Below are 19,133 nucleotides of genomic sequence, written 5' to 3'. Positions count from 1 at the left end.
GCCGTGCGGACTACTTGCGGATAAAGCGGCTGAACAGGCCCTGGCGCGGCGGCGGTGCCGTTTCCGGCTGTGGCTCCACCCACGGTTCGGCGAAGCCGGTAGCGAGGTTGGCGTTCACGAAATCGACCACCTCCGACAGCGGCGTGCCGCTGCCCTCGGCGATCTCCGCAAGTGTTGCCGGGCCCTTCATCATGGCGGTGGCGATGCGGAAGTGGCGGGGGAACTCGCGCTCGGTCTGCGGCCATTTCAGCAGCTGGTAGCGTGCCGCGGGATCGAAGCCCGCGATCAGGCTGCCGTTGCCGGCCAGCAGCCCGCCGTACCAGGTGAGCCGCGACAGTGGCCGCGCTTCGCTGCCGGCGGTGCCGGCGCTCCACGCGGCCTGGTCGACCGCCTCGAAGTCCTCGCGCTCCAGCTGCGCCGCGAAGCAGGCGTCCAGCGGCTTCAGTTGCGCCGGGCCAACGTAGACACGTTCGTCGATGTCCAGCCACAGCGCCGGACTGCCTTCGCGCTGCAGGCGTACGCGGCCGCGCAGCCCGTCGGCCAGGAGCCATTCGAACAGGCTGCGATGGCTGGCCGCCTCCACGGCGGGCTGCAGGCGTGCGGCCACGCTGCCCACTGCGGACTCGGGCTCGGCGACGACGGCCGTTGCCGGCATCGCGGGCGCAGGTACGGCCTCGGGCGTGACCGGTTCGGGCACCGCCTCGGTCGCGCGGGCCGGAGCGGGGATGGGCGCAGGCGGCGGCAGCGGTGCAGGCGGCGATGGCGCGTCGACCGCCCCGGAGGTGGTGGCTGCTGGCGTCCCGATCCCGTCCACGTTCGACACCTGCGGCACGGGCGCGGACGCGGTGCCGGCACGCGTGGGTGGGACAGATTCGGCCAGCGCGGCAAGGTCCACGCCGCCATGCGTGGCGACATCGCGCAACATGCCGATCATCGCCACCGTGTCGAACGGCCGCCCGAGGCGGAAATCCGCCTGCGTGCGCGGTGCCGAGGTCAGCCCGATGACCTGCTTGCCCGCGGCGTGCAGGCGCAGCCAGCCCATCGGGCCATACATGCTGTCCATGTCGATCACGACGTAATCGGCCGCGGTCTCGTCGACCAGTTGGAAGCGTCCCTGCAGCTCGCTGTTGGCGGCGTCGAATGCCGCGCGCAACGCGGTTTCGGTCGCCTTGTCCATGCTGGTGAGGCCAACAGTCAATGCCATGGGTCGATGCCGTAATCAGGTGACGGCGAGTGTAGCGCGAGCGGGGCCGTGTTCCGCCCAGGGTTCTGCCTGCACGTCGCCAGCCCGCCGCGACGCATCGGAACAACTGGCATCGGCGGACCGGCATCCTCGCCCGGCGCGCTGTCAGTTGTCGCGCGCGTGCTTGCGCGGCAGGTGGTTGCGCAGGAACGCCATCTGGTCGGCGAGGGTGAGGGGGGGGCGATTGCGAGCGTCCGGGGGAGCTGGCGGCCCGACGAACGCCCGCCTTTGGCGGGCGGCCGGGCATCCTCGCCAGCGCTGTCAGCTGTCGCGGGCGTGCTTTCGTGGCAGGTGGTTGCGCAGGAACGCCATCTGGTCGGCGAGGATGTTGCGGTTCGACAGGATCAGGTGTTCGATCCAGCTCGGCCGATAGGGCACCGCGATCAATGGCATGCCGGCCTGCGCGGGCGTGCGGCCACCCTTGCGCGAATTGCAGGGGAAGCAGGCGCTGACCACGTTCTCCCAGACATCGCGCCCACCCTGCGAAAGCGGCTTGACGTGGTCGCGGGTGAGGACGGGGCGCGTGAAGCCCTGTCCGCAGTACAGGCACAGGTGCTGGTCGCGCGCGAACAGCGCGGCATTGGTCAGCGTCGGCGTGGGGTCGAGCGCCTTGGTGCGTGCATGGCCGCGTGCGGCGATGATCGGGTGCAGCTCGAGCATGCTGCGCTCGCCGCTGCGGCGGTTGGTGCCGCCATGCACCTGCAGGCAGGGGTCGCCGAGCGTCCAGGCGACCGCGTCGCGCGCGTACAGGCAGGTCGCGTCCTGCCAGCTCATCCAGTCGAGCACGCGGCCATGCGCGTCGAGTGACAGCAGACGCACCCGGTCAAGCCGCGCGATGGACGGCGTGGTGCGCAGATCGGAAGGTGACGCGGACGACTCCAGCCGTTGGCCGGGGCGGATCAAACGGAGCGGTGCTCTGTCGTCCCTCATCGGAAAAACAGCTTATACCCGATGGATGACGGATTGGATATGTCCGTGCGGGCCGACGCGGCGCCGGCACCCCGGACGGCAGGGTGCGGGCGACGGGGAGGTCAGAACGCCTCGTCCGGCAGGGCCATCAGTGTCTCGGCACCGGCCTCGATCGCAGCGCGGTGGGCCAGCGTGCGCGGCAGGATCCGCGAGTAGTAGAAGCGCGCGGTCTCGCGCTTGGCGGCCTTGAAGTCCTCGGGCCGGGTGGAGGCCTCCGCCGCGGCCACGCTGCGTGCCCACCAGTAGGCGAGCGCCACATATCCCGAATAGAACAGGTAGTCGACGCTGGCCGCGCCGATCTCGTCCGGGTTGGCCTGCGCGCGCGTGGCGAGCTCACGGCTCAACGTCGCCCAGTCCCGTGCGTGCTGGCGCAGCGGCGGAATGAACGCGTCCAGCGCCGGATTGGCGGCGTGCTCGTTGCAGAACGACTCGATCATGCCGAGGAACACGCGCAGCCCTTCGCCCTGCAGCTGCAGCAGCTTGCGTCCCACCAGGTCCAGCGCCTGGATGCCGGTGGTGCCCTCGTAGAGGGTGGTGATGCGCGCGTCGCGGGCCAGCTGTTCCATGCCGTGTTCGCGGATGTAGCCATGGCCGCCGAAGCATTGCAGCGCGTGATAGGTGCATTCCACGCCCCACTCGGTCAGGCAGGCCTTGACGATCGGGGTCAGGAAGCCGAGCAGCGCATCGGCATCGCGGCGCTCGGCCTCGTCGGCGGCGTTGCCGATGATGTCGACCAGCGACGCGGCGTGGTAGCCGAGCACGCGGCCGCCCTCGACCAGTGCGCGGCAGGTCAGCAGCATGCGTCGGACGTCGGGATGCACCACGATCGGATCGGCGGGCTTCTCCGGATGTCGTGCGCCGCCCGGTGCACGCGACTGCAGGCGCTCGCGCGCATAGCGCTGTGCGTTCTGCAGCGCGCGGTCCGACAGGCCCAACCCCTGCAGGCCGACCGCAAGGCGCGCGGTGTTCATCATGGTGAACATCGCCATCAGCCCCTTGTTGGGCTCGCCGACCAGATACCCCTCCGCTTCATCGAAATTGATGACGCAGGTGGCCGATCCATGGATGCCCATCTTGTGCTCGATGGCGCCGCAGCGCACCGCGTTGCGCTCACCCATGGTGCCGTCGCGCGACACCCGCATCTTCGGCACCACGAACAGCGAGATGCCGCGGCTGCCCGCCGGCGCATCCGGCAGCTTGGCCAGCACGAGATGCACGATGTTTTCGGTCATGTCGTGCTCGCCAGCGGTGATGAAGATCTTGGTGCCGCTGATGGCATGGCTGCCGTCAGCGCGCGGCACCGCCCGCGTGCGGATGAGCCCGAGGTCGGTGCCGCAATGGGCTTCGGTCAGGCACATCGTGCCGGTCCAGCGTCCGTCGACCAGCGGCTTGAGGAAGGCCTCGCGCTGCCAGTCCTCGCCGTGGTGCAGCAGGGCTTCGGTGGCGCCGTGGGAGAGCAGCGGGAAGTTGCCCCAGGCGAGATTGGCGGCGTCGATCATCTCCTTGACCGGTACGCCCAGCAGGTGCGGCAGGCCCTGTCCGCCATAGGCCGGATCGGCGGTCAGCGCGGGCCAGCCGCCCTCGACGTACTGGTTGTAGGCCTCGCGGAAACCCGGCGGCGTGCCGACCTCGCCGGTGGCCTTGTCGTAGCTGCAGCCGATCTCGTCGCCAACCCGGTTGAGCGGGGCGAGCACGGTGGCGGTGAACCGCGCGCCTTCCTCGAGCACCGCGTCGACGATGTCGCGGGTGGCGTCGGCGAAGCCCAGGCGTGCGAGCAGGGGCTCGGCGCCGAGCACGTCGTACAGGGCGAAGCGGATGTCGGACAGCGGCGGCTGGTATTGGCTCATGAGGGACTCGTCGGGAAGGGTGCGGTAGGGCAGAACCGGGGTGTCAGCGCAACACGCCCGGCAACCCGGGGGCGGGGCCGAGGGAACCGGGGCGGCGGATGCGGTACTCACGTGCGCCACCGCGGTCCGCCGGCGCAGCGGTGATCGTGCCTTCGAGCACGTAGGACACACCGCGCCCTGAGGCCAGCGCGTCGGCAATCAGCAGGCGCGCCTGCACCGAAGGAACGAGCGCAAGTGTGGTGATGTCGACGCTTTCGCCGCCGATCTGCAACGCGGGCGCCGCCTCCAGCGTGCCGGCAGCGGTGTCGCCGATGGCGAGGTCGAGGCGCAGGCCGTCGAAGCGCATTGGGATGCTGCTGTAGTTCTGCAGGCGCAGCACGACGGACCAGTCGCCATCCTCGGCCACGGTGAGCTGCTGGATGCTGGCAGTGGGTTCGGAGATGCGGCGCACCTGGCCGCCACCGCAGGCGATGAGGAACAGCAGGCAGACGGACAGGACGAGCAGACGCTTCATGCCGGACTCCACGGAACACCGGGCCCGATGGTAGCAAGCACCGCGACGTGCCCGGTTAGTCGGCGGTGGACACCTGCAGGCGCAGCCCGAGTGCGTGGAGATCGCCTTCCTCGCCATCCAGATCGGCACGCAGCAGCGGGCGCGACTCCAGCCATTCACGGTCGAGGACGAGGGTGAGCGTGTCGCCGGCGGCCACCGCTTCCAGCCGCGGCATGGTCTGCTTCTCGTGGCCACGGTGCAGCAACACCGACACCCGCAACAGCAGGCTCAACCTGCGTGCGGCGGCCAGCAGGCGGTCGGGCAGGGCGTCGAACGCCGAGCGCGGGATCTTGCGCCGGTGGCTGCGCACCATCGCTGCGAGGAACTGCTGCTCCTGGCGCGAAAAACCCGCGATGTCGGAATGTTCGATGACATAGGCGCCGTGCAGGTGATAGCCGCTGTGCGCGATGGTGAGCCCCAGTTCGTGCAGGCGCGCCGCCCAGGCCAGCATCAGCAGGTCGTCGCCGGACAAGCGCCAGTCGCGCGCGACCTGGTCGAACAGTTGCACCGCGGTGCGCTCCACGCGCAGAGCCTGGCCGGTGTCGATGCCGTAGCGCTGCATGATGTTGCGGATCGAGAATTCGCGCGGATCGTCATCGCCGCCGCGGCCGAGCATGTCGTAGAGCACGCCTTCGCGCATCGCCGCCTTGCTCACCGCCATGCGCCCGAGGCCCAGGCTGTTGAACGCGGCCTCCAGCACCAGCAGCCCGCCGGCGATGATCGGCCGGCGGTCGTCGGACAGGCCGGGGAGGTCGATCTGGTCGATATGCGAGGCCTGCAGCAGGCGGTCGCGCAGCGGCGGCAGCGCTTCGGCGAGTACGGCGCCCTTGGTCAGCTTCATCGCAGCGCAGAGTTCGCCGATCGCCTTGTTGGTGCCGGAGGCGCCCAGCACCTCGTGCCAGCCCAGTGCGCGGTAGGCATTGGCGAACTGCTGGAATTCCGCCTCGATCTCGGTCAACGCGTCGCGCCAGCGGCGTCGCGACAGTCGGCCGTTCGGGAAGAAGCGCTGGGTGCTCGAGATGCAGCCCACCTGCAGGCTTTCGCGCTCGATGGTCTCGAAGCCCTCGCCGATGATGAACTCCGTCGAGCCGCCGCCGATGTCGATCACCAGGCGCCGGTGCCCGGGCTTCGGCGGTTGCGCGTGGGCGACGCCGAGGTAGATCAGGCGCGCTTCCTCGCGGCCGGAAACCACTTCGATCGCGTGGCCCAACGCGGCTTCGGCCGGCGCGAGGAACGCGTGCGGGGCCGAGAGCCGGCGCACCGCGTTGGTGGCCAGCGCGCGCACGCGGGTGGGCGGGATGTCGCGGATGCGCTGGCCGAATCGCGACAGGCATTCCAGCGCGCGCTGGCGCACGTCCGCGCGCAGGCCGCCCTTGCCGTCGAGGCCTTCGCCCATGCGCACCGTTTCGCGCAGGCGGTCGACGATGCGCAGCTGGCCCATCGTGTAACGCGCAACCACCATGTGGTAGCTGTTGGAGCCGAGGTCAATTGCGGCAAGCATGTCGCCGTCGGCCAATGGCGGTGTCAGCGTTTCCGCCAGGGCGAGCGTCTGGGCTGGGCTCATCGTGCTGTGCGCAGTTGCGATGCCGCGGGGCGCGCAGTGTAACCCGCGCACCACGCCAGGCCGGCCAATGCTTCCGGCGTCGATGCATGCAGCGCGCGCTGCATGCATGCGTGGATCAGCCGTTGATGCGTGCCAGCAGCCATGCCTGCGCCGAATGCGGCATCGCGTCGTCATCGGGTTCGAGCCGGCGGTAGCAGCCGTCGGCCTGCAGTTCCCAGGCCTGGGTGTTGTCGGCGAGGTAGTTGTCGATGACTTCCTCGCGCACGCGCGCTGCGATCGCGGGATCGAGGAACGGGAAGCACGTCTCCACCCGATGCAGCAGGTTGCGCTCCAGCCAGTCCGCGCTAGCACCGAAGAGTTCCGGTTTGCCGTTGTTGGCGAACCAGTACACGCGGTGGTGCTCGAGGAAGCGGCCGACCACGGAGATCACGCGGATGTTGTCGGACACGCCCTCCACGCCGGGGCGCAGCGTGCACGCGCCACGCACGAACAGGTCGACGCGCACCCCCGCCTGCGAGGCACGGTAGAGCGCGCGGATCACGCCGGGCTCGTTGATGGCATTCATCTTCGCCACGATGCGCGCCGGCCGGCCGGCGCGTGCGTTGTCGGCCTCGCGGTCGATGCGTTCGATGACGCCCCGGTGCAGGGTGAACGGCGACTGCAGCAGATGCTGCAGCTGGATGGCCGGTGCAAGTCCCGACAGCTGCTGGAAGATCTGGTGGACGTCGGAACCGATCGCCGGGTCGGCGGTGATCAGGCCGAGGTCGGTATAGCCACGCGCGGTGCCGGAATGGTAGTTGCCGGTGCCCAGGTGCACGTAGCGGCGCAGCTTGCGGCCCTCGCGGCGCACGATGAGCAGCATCTTGGCGTGGGTCTTGTAGCCCACCACGCCGTAGACCACCTGCACGCCGGCTTCCTGCAGGCGGTCGGCGACGCCGAGGTTGGCGTCCTCGTCGAAGCGCGCGCGCAGTTCCACCACCACGGTGACGTCCTTGCCGTTGCGCGCGGCCTGCACCAGGTGCTCGACGATGGCCGAGTCCTTGCCGGTGCGGTAGAGCGTCTGCTTGATCGCCAGCACGTTGGGGTCTTCGGCGGCCTGCTTGATCAGCTCCAGCACCGGTGTGAACGCATCGAACGGGTGGTGCAGCAGGATGTCGCCGTCGTCGACGCGCTGGAAGATCTCGTCGATGCCACGCAGCTGGCGCGGCTGGAACGGCGGGTACTTGAGCTCGGGGCGCTGCACCAGGTCGTAGACCTGGATCACGCGGTTGAGGTTGACCGGGCCGTCGATGCGGTACACCGCGTTGTCGGGCAGGTCGAAGTTCTTCAGTAGCGTGGCAACGATCGGCTTGGGGCAGTTGCCGGCGATCTCCAGCCGCATCGCACGCAGGTAGCCGCGACCGGCGAGTTCGTCGCGCAGCGCCAGCGCCAGGTTCTCCACTTCCTGCTCGTCGACCAGCAGTTCGGAATTGCGGGTGACGCGGAACTGGTACGCGCCCTTGACCTCCATGCCCGGGAACAGTTCGTCGACGAATTCCGACAGCACCGCCGACAGGAACACGAAGTCCGATTCGCCGCCCGACACGCGTTCCGGTAACTGGATGATGCGCGGCAGCGAGCGTGGCGCGCGCACGATGGCGAGGTGGCCACTGCGCCCGAACGCGTCCTTGCCCTTGAGCACGACCACCACGTTGAGCGACTTGTTGAGGATCTTCGGGAACGGGTGCGCCGGATCCAGCCCGAGGGGCGACAGCACCGGCATGATCTCGTTGCGGAAGTACGCCCGCAGCCAGCGCTTCTGCCGCGCATTCCATTTGTCGCGGCCGAAGATGCGCACGCCGGCCTCGCCGAGCGCCGGACGCAGCACGTCGTTCCAGCACGCGTACTGCGCCGTCACCAGCTCAGCGGCGCGGTCGTGGATGCGGCGCAGCACCGTCGCCGGTGCGAGCCCGTCGGGCGCGGTCTGCACCGAGTAGTCCTGTGCATGACGCACCGTGGCGGCACGGATCTCGAAGAATTCGTCGAGGTTGGTGCAGGAGATGCACAGGAAGCGCAGCCGCTCCAGCAGCGGGATCGACTCGTCCTGGGCCTGCGCCAGCACGCGGAAATTGAAGTCGAGCTGCGACAGTTCGCGGTTGAAGTACAGCGACGGGTCGGCCAGCGGATCGTCGGCGGTCACGCCTTCGGACATCGCCAGCGGTTGTCCGCGCACGATGCTCCGGCGCTCAGCGTGCGCGGTCGGCCGGGTTGCGCGCTTGTTCACGCGGGGCTCCATCGATAAAGGGATCTCGCGGGGAATGTACGCGGTCGGGGGGGAAATGGCAGGCGAACATGCTGCCGCGGCCGACCTCGCTTTCGACTTCCAGCCGCGCCTGGTGCAGCTGAAGCACGTGTTTGACGATGGCAAGCCCGAGGCCGGTCCCGCCGAGTTCGCGCGAGCGGCTGGTGGACACCCGGTAGAAGCGTTCGGTCAGGCGCGGCAGGTGCGAGGCGGGGATGCCGTAGCCGCTGTCGCGCACCGACAGCACGGCGCCACCGTCGTCGCTGCGTGCAAGCGTGATGTCGATGCGGCCGCCGGCGGGGGTATAGCGCACGGCGTTCGACACGAGGTTGGAGAACGCGCTGTGCAGCTCCTTGATCGAGCCCCACAGGTCCACGCCCGCTCGGTCCTCGACGCGGATCTCGTGGCGGCCCTTGCCCAGTGCTTCGGCCTCGCGGCGCAGGGTGGCGAGCAGCGATGCCATTGGCACGTTCTCGTCGGACACCGCCTCCTGCGCCTCCAGCCGCGACAGCGTCAGCAGGTCCTCCACCAGCTGGGTCATGCGCTGCGACTGCGTGCGCATCTCGGCCAGGATCGGCGCCCAGTCGGGCTGCTCGTCGGGCTCGAGCATGTCGAGATAGCCATGGATGACCGTCAGCGGCGTACGCAGTTCGTGGGACACGTTGGCGACGAAATCGCGGCGTACCTGTTCCAGCCGCATCAGCTTGCTCACGTCGCGCGCGACCATCAGCCACAGGCTGTCCGAATACGGAATCAACCGCAGGCTCAGGCGGACGTCGGCATCCATCGGCGATGGCGCATCGAGCAGGGGTTCGGCGTAACGGCCACTGGCCAGCCAGTGGGCGATGGGCAGCGGTTGCAGGCGCTCGCCGACCGGGGCGTCGAGGTCGGCCGGGTACTGCAGGCCGAGCAGATGGCTGGCCGCCTCGTTGAACCACTGCACGCGCTGGCTGTTGCGGTCCAGCACCACCACCGCGTCGGGCAGCGCCGCGGCGGCCGCGCGGTAGGCGCGCAGCATCTCCACCAGCCGGCGCTTGCGGTTGCGGGTTTCGTCCTGGTACTGGTGCAGCAGGCGGTCGAGCTCGTTCCATGCGCCCGCCCCGCGTGCGAGTGGCAGGTGCCGGCGTGACTGCAGGCGCAGCAGCAGGCGTCGCAGGCGCAGTTGCTGCCAGGCCACGATGCCCAGCGCGGCCAGCGCCAGTGCCGCCCAGGCCTGGTCGACCATCAGCCCCAGGACGAGCGCGGCCGCCAGGACCAGGACCTGGCGCCCGAGCGTACGGGCCCAGCCGGCGGCGAGTCGCGGTGGCATGCGCTCAGTGCGCAGGCGGGCAGGGGTGGACGGCGGCCATCGTCGCAGTCACATCGATGCCGAGAAGCGGTAGCCGGCGCCGCGCACGGTCTGCACCATGCCATCGAGCTGGAATGGCTCCAGGGTCTTGCGCAGGCGGCGGATATGCACGTCGACGGTGCGCTCTTCCACGTACACGCTGCCGCCCCAGACATGGTCGAGCAGCTGCGCACGCGAGTAGACGCGCTCGGCATGGGTCATGAAGAAGTGCAGCAGCCGGTATTCGGTGGGGCCGATGGTGACCGGCGTGTCGCCGGCGAACACGCGGTGGGCGGCGCCGTCTATGCGCAGCGCGCCGATCTGCACGCTGCCGTCCTCGTCGTCGTCGCGCGAGCGGCGCATCACCGCGCGGATGCGTGCCAGCAGTTCGCGCGCCGAAAAAGGCTTCACCACGTAATCGTCGACGCCGGCTTCCAGCCCGCCGACACGATCGTTCTCCTCGCCACGGGCGGTGAGCATGATGATCGGCACCTCGCGGGTGAGCTCCTCGCGCCGCCAGCGCCGTGCGAGCTCCAGCCCGCTGGTGCCCGGCAGCATCCAGTCGAGCAGGATCAGGTCGGGCACGCGGTCGGCGATGGCGCTCTGCGCCTCGCGCGCATCGCCGGCATGGGCCGGTTCGAACTCGCCCTTGCGCAATGCGAAGGCCACCATCTCGCGGATGGCCGGTTCGTCGTCAACGATCAGGATGCGTTTCTGCACGGTGGGGTTCCCGCCGGATTTACCGCATTAGACGACAGATTCATGACATTGGCGTGACACCCTTGCTGGGCTCAGCGCCGGCGCAGATCCTCGTCGCGCACGCCCTGGCGGCGCAGTTCCAGCACGGTGGGGGTGATCGCCGCGATGCGTGCGTCGATGCGCGCCCGTGCGTAGTAGTCGAGGTCGTCGCGCTTCTTCAGCGTGTTGAGCTGCACCAGGGCCTGCTCGGCGCGGCCGCCGAGAAACGCCGCTTCGGCGTGTGCTTCGCCGGCGCGGACCGGGTCGCCGGCGATCTCGCTGACGCGGGCGAAGGTGCGCTGGAAGGTCGGGTCGTCGGCAGCGGTGCGCAGCAGTGGCCGCAGCAGTTCCTGTGCCCGGCGTCCGGCCGCGGGCGTGTTGCGTTCGGCCAGCAGGCCGGCGTAGGTCAGCACCGTGGCGCGATGGTTGGGCATGCGTTGGAGCAGCGCCTCGAAGCGGCGGTCCCCTTCGGCCACGCGGCCGGCCCGCACTTCGGCCTCGGCCAGCGAGACCCCCAGCCACAGGTCACCGGGGTATTCCTCGAGGAGTTCGGCGAACCGGGTGGCTGCTACCGCGTAGTCGCCACTGAGCAACCGGGCCAGGGCCAGGCCATAGCGCTGGTCGTCGCCCAGCAGGCCGTTGCGGCGCAGGGCCTCGTATTCGCGGATCGCGGCGGCGGGCGTTTCCGCGCTGAGCACGCGCATCCGTTCGCGCGTCCAGCCGAACACCACCGGATCGCCACCGCTCGGCGCCGCGGCGCCGGCAGGCAGGCGCAGCGCCGCGGGAAGCAGGGGATTCCGGGTGCCGGTGCCGACGTTGCCGAGTGGGCTGCCGACGATGATCCGGTCGGTGCGCGAGCCCTCCGGCGTGGTCGCGATGCCGACGATGGCCCCGGAGTCGCGCGCGATCTGCTCGGCGCGCTGGCGTGCCTCGCTGATGCGCGTGGTGGTGACCGGGTGGGTGCGCAGGTAGTCGGGGAGGCGCTCGCGTTCGCCACCCTGGTTGGTGCGTGACATCGCCTGCATGCGCTCGAACATGCTGGCCATGCCTTCGAGGTCGTAACCGGCACGGGCGAGGGTGCGGATGCCGAGGCGGTCGGCCTCGGACTCGTTGGAGCGGGTGTAGTCGATCTGGCGCTGGATCGCCCAGCCCTGCGCACCCGCCAGCGCGGCCATCGCGGCCTCGCCCGATGAATCGCTGGACGAGCCCGCGGCGACCGCGATCGCGCCCAGCATCGCCAGCAGGATCGGCACGCTGTCGCGCTGTGCGCGCTCGACGCCGCGCAGCACGTGGTTCTGGGTGACATGGGCGACCTCGTGGGCCAGCACCGCCGCCACCTCGTCCTCCGTCTGCGCCGCCAGCACCAGGCCGACGTTGAGGCCGATATGCCCGCCCAGCGTCGCGAACGCGTTGACGCCGCGGTCGCGCATCACGAAGAAGGTGAACGGCTGTTGCGGCTGGTCACTGGCCGACGCCAGCCGCGCGCCGGTGGTGCGCAGCCAGTCGTTGACCTGCGGATCCTCCAGCACCATGTCGTAGTGGCGCAGCTGTGCCAGCAGCATCTGCCCGTATTCGGCCTGCCGCGACGGGCTCAGCACCGTGCCGGCAGACGACCCGATGTCGGGCAAGCGCTCCTGTGCGGCGCCGTGCGACGCGGCGAGGCCAAGGACAACGAGGAGTGCAGTCAGGACATTGCGCATGCGTGGCATCGTAACCGGGGCTTCCGGGGCATGGAGGAGGGTGCGCGGCGGGGGTGAATCGGCGGTTAATCACAACCGGCCATGCGCGGTCGGCCGCGCGCACGCGCGCTGGAAAAGCCCGGTGCCCGCGCACACACTGTGACCATCCTTGCGCCTGCAAGTTTCCCGGAGTCCGATGTGAGTTCGCCCGAGATCACCCTCTATACCAGCGCGATGTGCGGCTACTGCGTTGCCGCGAAGACCTTTCTCAAGAGCAAGGGGCTCGAGTGGACCGAGGTCCGGATCGACCTGGATCCGGATGCGCGCCAGCGCATGGTCGAGACCACGCGCCGCACCAGCGTGCCGCAGATCTTCATCGGCCAGACCCACGTCGGCGGCTACGACGACATGATGGCGCTGCACCGCGCCGGCAAGCTGGAGCCGCTGCTGGGCGGAGAGACATCGTGAGCGCAGGTGCCGACGAAGGCGATCGCATCGCGGCCTTCACCGCGTTCCGCAAGCGCATGAACGAGCGCATCCTCGCCGAGCCCAACCAGGTGGTGCGGCGCTTCTTCGCGCTCGACACGCAGACCTACCAGGCCGGCGCGCTCGACGTGAAGACCAAGGAACTGCTGGGCCTGGTGGCCTCGCTGGTGCTGCGCTGCGACGACTGCATCAGCTATCACGTGGCGCAATGCCGCGAGGCAGGGGTGTCGCGCGACGAGATGTTCGAGACATTCTCGGTCGGGCTGGTGGTCGGCGGGTCGATCGTGATCCCGCACCTGCGTCGGGCGGTGGACTTCCTCGACCAGCTGGAACAGGGCGACGCAGCGGCCCCGGCCGCGCACGACCACGGCTGACGGGGACCGGTTCGCGGTCGCGATTGTCCCGGGATCGCACGCCGGCGCGGCGCTGCGATTCACCCGCGCGATGACCTGCCTGCCGGGCCGTACGGTCCGGCATGGCATAATGGCGCGCTTACTTCAGCCCCCGGCGCCGCCTCCGCGCGGCGCCCGCTTGCATGGAAATCCCCCACATGACCCAGACGATCACGGTCATCCGCGGCGACGGTATCGGCCCGGAGATCATGGATGCCACGCTCCACGTCCTCGACGCGATGAACCTCGGCCTGCGCTACGAGGACGCCGACGCCGGCCTCGTGGCGCTGGAAAAGCATGGCGAACTGCTGCCCGCCACGACGCTCGAATCGATCCAGCGCAACCGCATCGCGCTCAAGAGCCCGCTGGCCACGCCGGTCGGCGGTGGCTTCAGCTCGATCAACGTGGAGCTGCGCCGGAAGTTCGACCTGTACGCCAACGTGCGCCCGGCGACCTCGTTCCCGAACACCCGCTCGCGTTTCCCGGACGGCGTGGACCTGATCACCATCCGCGAGAACACCGAAGGCTCGTACATCAGCGAAGGCCAGGAAGTGTCGGCCGACGGCGAGACCGCGGTGTCGATCACCCGCATCACCCGCAAGGGCTCGGACCGCATCGTGCGCTACGCGTTCGAGCTGGCGCGCCGGACCGGCCGCAGGAAGGTCACGATCGTCCACAAGGCCAACATCCTCAAGAGCACTTCGGGCCTGTTCCTGAAGGTGGCGCGCGAGGTGGCGGCGGAGTATCCCGACATCGAGGCCAACGAGATGATCGTGGACAACTGCTGCATGCAGCTGGTGATGCGTCCCGAGCAGTTCGACATCATCGTGACCACCAACCTGTTCGGCGACATCATCTCCGACCTGTGTGCCGGCCTGGTCGGCGGCCTCGGCCTGGCCCCGGGTGCCAACATCGGCAAGGACGTTGCGATCTTCGAAGCCGTGCACGGCACCGCACCGGACATCGCCGGCCAGGGCAAGGCCAACCCCTGCGCGCTGCTGCTGGGCGCGGCACAGATGCTCGACCACCTCGGCAAGCCGGACGAGGCCACGCGCCTGCGCGAGGCGATCGTCGCCACGCTCGCCGCCGGCGATTCGCTGACCCCGGACCTCGGTGGCAGCGGCAACACCATGGCGTTTGCCAGGGCGATCGCCGCGCGGCTCTGAGCCGTCACTGCAGCGCGGCGCTACGTCGCGCGCATCAGCCACCGCTCAGCCACCGCTGCGGCCCGCACCGCAGCGACGATCGACGCCCACCCCGCAACGGGTGGGCGTCCTGTTTGCGGCATCCGAGCATCCCGGCCATACGCGTGACGCGGCCGGGGCCGCGACGCAGAATCGCGGATTGCCCCCGCAGCCCCCGTCATGACCTCAACCGTGCAGGACGCCCCCGAGGCGCCCGTCCAGCCCAGTGCGCTCGCGCTGACCCCGCTGCTGCTGTTCCTCGCGCTGTTCTTCGGCGCCGGGCTGTATTTCACCGCGCAGGGCGAGGCGATGGGCTTCTACCAGCTGCGCGCACCGGTAGCGATCCTGCCCGCCGTTGCCCTGGCGGCCTGGCTTGCCTGGCGTGGCGGGCAGCGCCCGGGTGCGATCCTGCTGCGCGGCATGGGCGATCCCAACATCGTGCTGATGTGCCTGATCTTCCTGCTCGCCGGTGCCTTCGCCCACGTGTCGAGCGCGATCGGGGCGGTCGATGCGGTGGTGGCGCTCGGCATCGGTGCGTTGCCGGCGGCGCTGCTGCTGCCGGGATTGTTCGTGCTGGCGTCGTTCATTTCGCTGGCCATCGGCACCTCGATGGGCACGATCGCGGCGGTGGTGCCGATCGCGATCGGCGTCGCCGACGCCGCGGGCCTCGACCGCACGCTGGTGATCGGCACCGTCATCGGCGGGGCGATGTTCGGCGACAACCTGTCGATGATCTCGGACACCACCATCGCCTCCACCCGCACGCAGGGCGCGCAGATGCGCGACAAGTTCCGCGAGAACTTCAGGATCGCGCTGCCGGCGGCGCTGGCCACGATCGCGCTGCTGCTGGTGCTGGGCGAGTCCGCACCGGTGGAGTCCATCGAGGGTGCCTCGCCATGGCTGGCGTTGCCGTACGTGCTGGTGCTGGTGCTGGCGCTGTGCGGACTCGACGTGCTGCTGGTGCTCGGCATCGGCCTGGCGCTGGCCGGCGGCTTCGGCCTCGTGCTCGGCGAGGGCTATGACCTGGTGCAGCTGGCGGGCGATGTCTGGATCGGCTTCGAGGGCATGACCGAGATCCTGCTGCTGTCGCTGCTCATTGGCGGCCTCGGCGCGCTGATGCAGGCGGGCGGTGGGCTGGAGTGGCTGGCGCGGTTGATCGCCCGCTTCGCGCGTGGCCATCGCGGCAAGCGCAGCGGCGAGCTCAGCATCGCGGCGCTGTCGGCGACCGCGGATGTGTTCACCGCCAACAACACGGTGGCGATCCTGGTCAGCGGCAGCGTCGCGCGCGACATCGCCCAGCGGCATGGCATCAGCCCACGCCGCTCGGCGAGCGTGCTCGATATCTTCGCGTGCGTTGCCCAGGGCGTGATTCCCTACGGCGCGCAGATCCTGCTGGCGGCGTCGCTGGCCGCGGTCTCGCCGCTGGCGCTTGCCGGCAGCGTTTACTACTGCTGGATCCTTGCCGTGGTGGCGCTGGCTTTCATCCTGTGGCCGACGCGGCGCACGGCGGCGTCGGCGGAGCGGGCAGGGCAGTCTTCCCGCTGAGTCACGCGGATCGGGCGCAGCCGCCGGTTCGGGGACACGAAAAAGGGCGCCGAAGCGCCCTTTTTCGTTGCATTCGCGGCTTGCGGTCAGTCGCGACCCTGCAGCTTCGCCAGCAGGCGCAGGAACTCCACGTACAGCCACACCAGCGTCACCATCAGGCCGAACGCACCGTACCACTCCATGTACTTCGGCGCACCCTGCTCGGCGCCGCTTTCGATGAAGTCGAAATCCAGCACCAGGTTCAGCGCCGCGATCACCACCACGAACAGGCTGAAGCCGATGCCGACGATGCCCGACTCGTGGATCATCGGAATCTGGATGCCGAAGAAGCCCAGCACGATGGTGGCCAGGTACACCAGCGCGATGCCGCCGGTCGCGGCCACCACGCCGAGCTTGAAGTTCTCGGTGGCCCGGACCAGCCCGCTGCGGTAGGCGAACAGCATCGCGAACAGGGTGCCGAAGGTCAGCAGCACCGCCTGCATCACGATGCCTTCGTAGTAGGCGTTGAACAGCGCCGAGATCGCACCGAGGAAGAAGCCTTCCACCAGTGCGTACAGCGGCGCGGTCACCGGTGCCCAGGTCTTCTTGAAGATGGTGACCATGGCGATGACGAAACCGCCGATGGCCCCGCCCCAGGCGTAGATGCCGAAGCCCGGCGCCGGCTGGCCGTCGGCACCAACCGCCTGGCTCCAGGCGAAGGCGGCGGTGAGCACGGTCAGCACCAGGAGGAAGGCGGTCTTGTTGACCGTGCCGTTGATCGACATCGTGTCGCCGTCGCGGGAGACGACGGTGCCGCTGCCGAGGTCGAGGAAGGTCGACTCCTTCAGGGCGGGATTGGCGCTGCGCATGGTGGTCCCCTGTGCTGTCTGATTGCCTGGGCCGAGGATAACAGGCCTCTTCCTGAGCCTGCCGTGGAGGCGGCGTGGCCATGCAGGCAAAGCGCAATGGAGAATTGACACCGGCGCCCGCGCTAACCACAATGACCGCCCCTCGCGCCGCAGGCGTGATGGGTCGAATCCGTACGACGTCGGCGGGGTATAGCGCAGTCTGGTAGCGCGCCTGCTTTGGGAGCAGGATGTCGGGGGTTCGAATCCCTCTACCCCGACCATCCGGCAATACGCGACGTGCGGTTTCGGTCCGAGCGCCCGTAGCTCAACCGGATAGAGCACCGGCCTTCTAAGCCGGTGGTTGCAGGTTCGAGTCCTGCCGGGCGCGCCAGCCCGGTGGCGGTCGAGGAGAACCACGCACCCGCATGGGTGCAGCGTCCAGGAAGGACCGCGTTCCAATGGTGGCTGTAGCTCAGTTGGTTAGAGTACTGGATTGTGATTCCAGTGGTCGGGGGTTCGAATCCCCTCAGCCACCCCATCTTTCGCGGCGATCGTGCATCACGATGATTGCCCACCGCGCACAGTGCCTGTACACTGCGCGCCCGCTTCACGGGCCGTTAGCTCAGTTGGTAGAGCAGCTGACTCTTAATCAGTAGGTCCAAGGTTCGAATCCTTGACGGCCCACCATGAAGTCCCAGACGCCCGGCTTGCCGGGCGTTCTGCTTTTCACGCATCGGTGGAAAGCGCGGACGGCGTCCGCGGGGCGGCGGACAGCGCCGCAGGCCGCGCTAGAATGACGCCGCGCGGAAGTGGCGGAATTGGTAGACGCACCAGATTTAGGTTCTGACGCCGCGAGGCGTGGGGGTTCGAGTCCCCCCTTCCGCACCAGCCCCGTGGGGAATGGCTTCCGGCCCCGCGTCCGGCAGGACGGCCGCGCACGTGTGCCGCCCTCGACATGGCGTCTGCCAGGCGGTGGCGCGGGCAGGCTGCACGCCCAGGCACACCGGGCGACCGCGATTACGCTTGCCGGACGGCGTGTGCTGCTGGCGGTCACCCCCGGAATCCGCCAAAATGTCGCGTTCTGCCTCTCCGGCGCCGCATCCGCGGATGCGCCAGCGCCCGGGTCGCCACCTACAACCGTCTTTGAGAATCGCTCGCGGCACAGCCGCGACCCCAGGAGTGGATATGCAAGTTTCGGTCGAGTCCGTTGGCAACCTCGAGCGTCGGATGACCTTCCGGCTCCCGGCAGAGAACCTCGAAAGCAACGTCGGTGGGCGCCTGCGCGAGATCGCGCGCACCACGCGCATCAAGGGCTTCCGCCCGGGCAAGGTGCCGGCGAAAGTGATCGAACAGCGCTTTGGCCCGCAGGTCCGCGCCGAGGTGCTCGACCGCCTGCTGCGCGAGGGCTTCGACCAGGCGGTGCGCGAGAACGAACTGCGCATCGCCGGCCAGCCGCGCATCGAGCCGCAGTTCGAGGGTGGCGACGAGTTCGCCTACGTCGCGACCTTCGAGGTGGTGCCGGACTTCGGCGACCTCGACATGTCGCGCCTCAACGTCGTGCGCCACACCGCCGAGGTCACCGACGAGGACATCGAGCGGATGATCGAGAACCTGCGCCTGCAGCGCCGCAGCTGGACGGTGGTGACGCGTCCGGCGCAGGCGGGCGACGCGGTCGATCTCAAGACCTGGTCGCAGGTGGGTGAGGAGCGCATGCCGGCCGAAGGCAGCGAGGACGGCACCGCCGTGCTCGGCGCCGGTGGCATGCTGCCGGCGCTCGACGCCGCGCTGGAAGGCATGTCGGAAGGCGAAGACAAGACCGTCGAAGTCGAGTTTCCCGCCGACTGGCGCGTGCCGCAGCTGGCAGGGCAGAAGGCACAGGTGCACCTCACCGTGGAGCGCGTGTCCGAGCCGGTGCTGCCCGAGGTCGACGCCGCTTTCATCAAGAGCTTCGGCGTCAAGGCCGGTACGGAAGAAGCGTTCCGCAAGGAAATCCGCGCCAACCTCGAGCGCGAGCTCAAGGGCGCGCTGATGAACCGGCTGCGCCGTGAAGTGGGCGAGCAGCTCACCACGACATGGGCCGAGGTGGAACTGCCGCCGAAGCTGGTCGAGAACGAGGCCCGCGCGATGCTTGCGCAGACCGTCGAACAGGCGCGCCGCCAGGGCCGCAACGTCGGCGACGTGCCGGCCGATGCCCACCAGAGCTACATGGACGCGGCGCGCAAGCGCGTGCTGATGGGCCTGCTGGTCGGCGAGGTCGCGCGCATCAACAAGCTGCAACTCGACCCCAAGCGCCTGAACGAGACGCTGCGCCTGATCGCTTCCACCTACGAGGAACCGGAGCAGGTCATTGAGTTGTACCGCAACGACCCCCAGCTGATGTCGGGACTGCAGAACCGGGTGATGGAAGAGCAGGTGATCGACTGGATCGCCGAGCGCGCCCAGCACACCGAGCAGGCGATCGGCTTCCAGGATGCGATCTCGCAGCAGGCCTGAGCCGG

The 19,133-nt window shown here is 69.3% G+C and carries 15 protein-coding genes and 5 tRNA genes; 10 read left to right on the top strand and 10 right to left on the bottom strand.

Features of this window, described 5'->3' with window-relative positions; all coding sequences use genetic code 11:
* Positions 1 to 10: 10 nt before the first annotated feature.
* The 9 genes from E5843_RS14160 to E5843_RS10140 form a co-directional block, all read right to left on the bottom strand.
* Positions 11 to 1,204 carry a hypothetical protein gene (locus E5843_RS14160; RefSeq protein WP_136412575.1) on the bottom strand — a complete coding sequence of 398 codons (1,194 nt, stop codon included), beginning with the start codon at positions 1,202 to 1,204 and terminating at the stop codon, positions 11 to 13.
* Between the two features lie 300 nt (positions 1,205 to 1,504).
* Positions 1,505 to 2,146, bottom strand: coding sequence for an HNH endonuclease (locus E5843_RS10175; RefSeq protein ID WP_425480744.1), 642 nt, complete (start codon positions 2,144 to 2,146; stop codon positions 1,505 to 1,507).
* Between the two features lie 128 nt (positions 2,147 to 2,274).
* On the bottom strand, positions 2,275 to 4,059 hold the full coding sequence (locus tag E5843_RS10170; RefSeq protein ID WP_141065970.1) for an acyl-CoA dehydrogenase C-terminal domain-containing protein: 1,785 nt from the start codon (positions 4,057 to 4,059) through the stop codon (positions 2,275 to 2,277).
* 43 nt (positions 4,060 to 4,102) lie between these two features.
* A complete protein-coding gene (locus E5843_RS10165; protein ID WP_141065969.1) occupies positions 4,103 to 4,573 on the bottom strand; it encodes an LEA/WHy family protein in 471 nt (156 codons plus the stop codon).
* Between the two features lie 55 nt (positions 4,574 to 4,628).
* Entirely contained in the window at positions 4,629 to 6,176 is a 1,548-nt protein-coding gene (gene ppx, locus E5843_RS10160) for an exopolyphosphatase (RefSeq protein ID WP_136412573.1), read from the bottom strand.
* A 115-nt stretch (positions 6,177 to 6,291) separates the two neighbouring features.
* Positions 6,292 to 8,367, bottom strand: a complete 2,076-nt coding sequence (gene ppk1 / locus E5843_RS10155; RefSeq protein WP_134674683.1) for a polyphosphate kinase 1 — start codon at positions 8,365 to 8,367, stop codon at positions 6,292 to 6,294.
* A gap of 34 nt (positions 8,368 to 8,401) precedes the next feature.
* Positions 8,402 to 9,766, bottom strand: coding sequence for a phosphate regulon sensor histidine kinase PhoR (phoR, locus tag E5843_RS10150; protein WP_136412572.1), 1,365 nt, complete (start codon positions 9,764 to 9,766; stop codon positions 8,402 to 8,404).
* Between the two features lie 48 nt (positions 9,767 to 9,814).
* Complete coding sequence (phoB, locus tag E5843_RS10145) at positions 9,815 to 10,504, bottom strand: phosphate regulon transcriptional regulator PhoB (protein WP_134673843.1); 690 nt, start codon at positions 10,502 to 10,504, stop codon at positions 9,815 to 9,817.
* A 71-nt stretch (positions 10,505 to 10,575) separates the two neighbouring features.
* Positions 10,576 to 12,222, bottom strand: coding sequence for a M48 family metalloprotease (locus E5843_RS10140; RefSeq protein ID WP_244240766.1), 1,647 nt, complete (start codon positions 12,220 to 12,222; stop codon positions 10,576 to 10,578).
* Between the two features lie 108 nt (positions 12,223 to 12,330).
* On the opposite strand from E5843_RS10140, the gene grxC reads away from it, so the two are divergent.
* The 4 genes from grxC (at position 12,331) to E5843_RS10120 (ending at position 15,808) form a co-directional block, all read left to right on the top strand.
* The gene (grxC, locus tag E5843_RS14405; RefSeq protein WP_425478413.1) at positions 12,331 to 12,669 is read left to right on the top strand and encodes a glutaredoxin 3; all 339 of its coding nucleotides are present in this window, start codon (positions 12,331 to 12,333) and stop codon (positions 12,667 to 12,669) included.
* 56 nt (positions 12,670 to 12,725) lie between these two features.
* Complete coding sequence (locus tag E5843_RS10130; RefSeq protein WP_100322645.1) at positions 12,726 to 13,061, top strand: carboxymuconolactone decarboxylase family protein; 336 nt, start codon at positions 12,726 to 12,728, stop codon at positions 13,059 to 13,061.
* Positions 13,062 to 13,237: 176 nt separating this feature from the next.
* A complete protein-coding gene (locus tag E5843_RS10125) occupies positions 13,238 to 14,245 on the top strand; it encodes an isocitrate dehydrogenase (RefSeq protein ID WP_136412569.1) in 1,008 nt (335 codons plus the stop codon).
* Positions 14,246 to 14,443: 198 nt separating this feature from the next.
* Positions 14,444 to 15,808: a Na+/H+ antiporter NhaC family protein gene (locus tag E5843_RS10120; RefSeq protein ID WP_136412568.1), complete on the top strand. Its 1,365-nt coding sequence runs from the start codon at positions 14,444 to 14,446 to the stop codon at positions 15,806 to 15,808.
* A gap of 86 nt (positions 15,809 to 15,894) precedes the next feature.
* On the opposite strand, the gene E5843_RS10115 is transcribed toward E5843_RS10120, so the two are convergent.
* Positions 15,895 to 16,656 (bottom strand): Bax inhibitor-1/YccA family protein, encoded by a 762-nt coding sequence (locus tag E5843_RS10115; RefSeq protein WP_134673838.1) that lies wholly within the window; start codon positions 16,654 to 16,656, stop codon positions 15,895 to 15,897.
* Positions 16,657 to 16,839: 183 nt separating this feature from the next.
* Between E5843_RS10115 and E5843_RS10110 the strand changes: the two genes are divergently transcribed.
* The 6 genes from E5843_RS10110 to tig all read left to right on the top strand — a co-directional run bounded on the left by E5843_RS10110 (position 16,840) and on the right by tig (position 19,128).
* A tRNA-Pro gene (locus E5843_RS10110) sits at positions 16,840 to 16,916 on the top strand.
* A gap of 33 nt (positions 16,917 to 16,949) precedes the next feature.
* Positions 16,950 to 17,026, top strand: a tRNA-Arg gene (locus E5843_RS10105).
* 70 nt (positions 17,027 to 17,096) lie between these two features.
* Positions 17,097 to 17,173: transfer RNA gene (locus E5843_RS10100), tRNA-His, on the top strand.
* Between the two features lie 73 nt (positions 17,174 to 17,246).
* Positions 17,247 to 17,322 (top strand) — tRNA-Lys (locus E5843_RS10095).
* A 116-nt stretch (positions 17,323 to 17,438) separates the two neighbouring features.
* Positions 17,439 to 17,523 (top strand) — tRNA-Leu (locus tag E5843_RS10090).
* Positions 17,524 to 17,820: 297 nt separating this feature from the next.
* Entirely contained in the window at positions 17,821 to 19,128 is a 1,308-nt protein-coding gene (gene tig, locus E5843_RS10085; RefSeq protein WP_141065968.1) for a trigger factor, read from the top strand.
* Positions 19,129 to 19,133: the final 5 nt, after the last annotated feature.

Source organism: Luteimonas yindakuii (genome assembly GCF_004803715.2).
In the GTDB taxonomy this organism is placed as follows: domain Bacteria; phylum Pseudomonadota; class Gammaproteobacteria; order Xanthomonadales; family Xanthomonadaceae; genus Luteimonas; species Luteimonas yindakuii.
Note: the sequence above shows the minus strand (reverse complement) of the source record. Positions and strands in the feature narration are given on the sequence as shown.

What these genes read in the sequence shown, in the direction of transcription:
- E5843_RS10115 (WP_134673838.1), bottom strand. Translation starts at nt 16,656, where the DNA reads ATGCGCAGCGCCAATCCCGCCCTGAAGGAGTCGACCTTCCTCGACCTC.
- tig (WP_141065968.1), top strand. Translation starts at nt 17,821, where the DNA reads ATGCAAGTTTCGGTCGAGTCCGTTGGCAACCTCGAGCGTCGGATGACC.
- E5843_RS10130 (WP_100322645.1), top strand. Translation starts at nt 12,726, where the DNA reads ATGAACGAGCGCATCCTCGCCGAGCCCAACCAGGTGGTGCGGCGCTTC.
- E5843_RS10125 (WP_136412569.1), top strand. Translation starts at nt 13,238, where the DNA reads ATGACCCAGACGATCACGGTCATCCGCGGCGACGGTATCGGCCCGGAG.
- ppk1 (WP_134674683.1), bottom strand. Translation starts at nt 8,367, where the DNA reads ATGTCCGAAGGCGTGACCGCCGACGATCCGCTGGCCGACCCGTCGCTG.
- E5843_RS10140 (WP_244240766.1), bottom strand. Translation starts at nt 12,222, where the DNA reads ATGCGCAATGTCCTGACTGCACTCCTCGTTGTCCTTGGCCTCGCCGCG.
- E5843_RS10170 (WP_141065970.1), bottom strand. Translation starts at nt 4,059, where the DNA reads ATGAGCCAATACCAGCCGCCGCTGTCCGACATCCGCTTCGCCCTGTAC.
- E5843_RS10120 (WP_136412568.1), top strand. Translation starts at nt 14,444, where the DNA reads ATGACCTCAACCGTGCAGGACGCCCCCGAGGCGCCCGTCCAGCCCAGT.
- ppx (WP_136412573.1), bottom strand. Translation starts at nt 6,176, where the DNA reads ATGAGCCCAGCCCAGACGCTCGCCCTGGCGGAAACGCTGACACCGCCA.
- E5843_RS14160 (WP_136412575.1), bottom strand. Translation starts at nt 1,204, where the DNA reads ATGGCATTGACTGTTGGCCTCACCAGCATGGACAAGGCGACCGAAACC.
- phoR (WP_136412572.1), bottom strand. Translation starts at nt 9,766, where the DNA reads ATGCCACCGCGACTCGCCGCCGGCTGGGCCCGTACGCTCGGGCGCCAG.
- E5843_RS10165 (WP_141065969.1), bottom strand. Translation starts at nt 4,573, where the DNA reads ATGAAGCGTCTGCTCGTCCTGTCCGTCTGCCTGCTGTTCCTCATCGCC.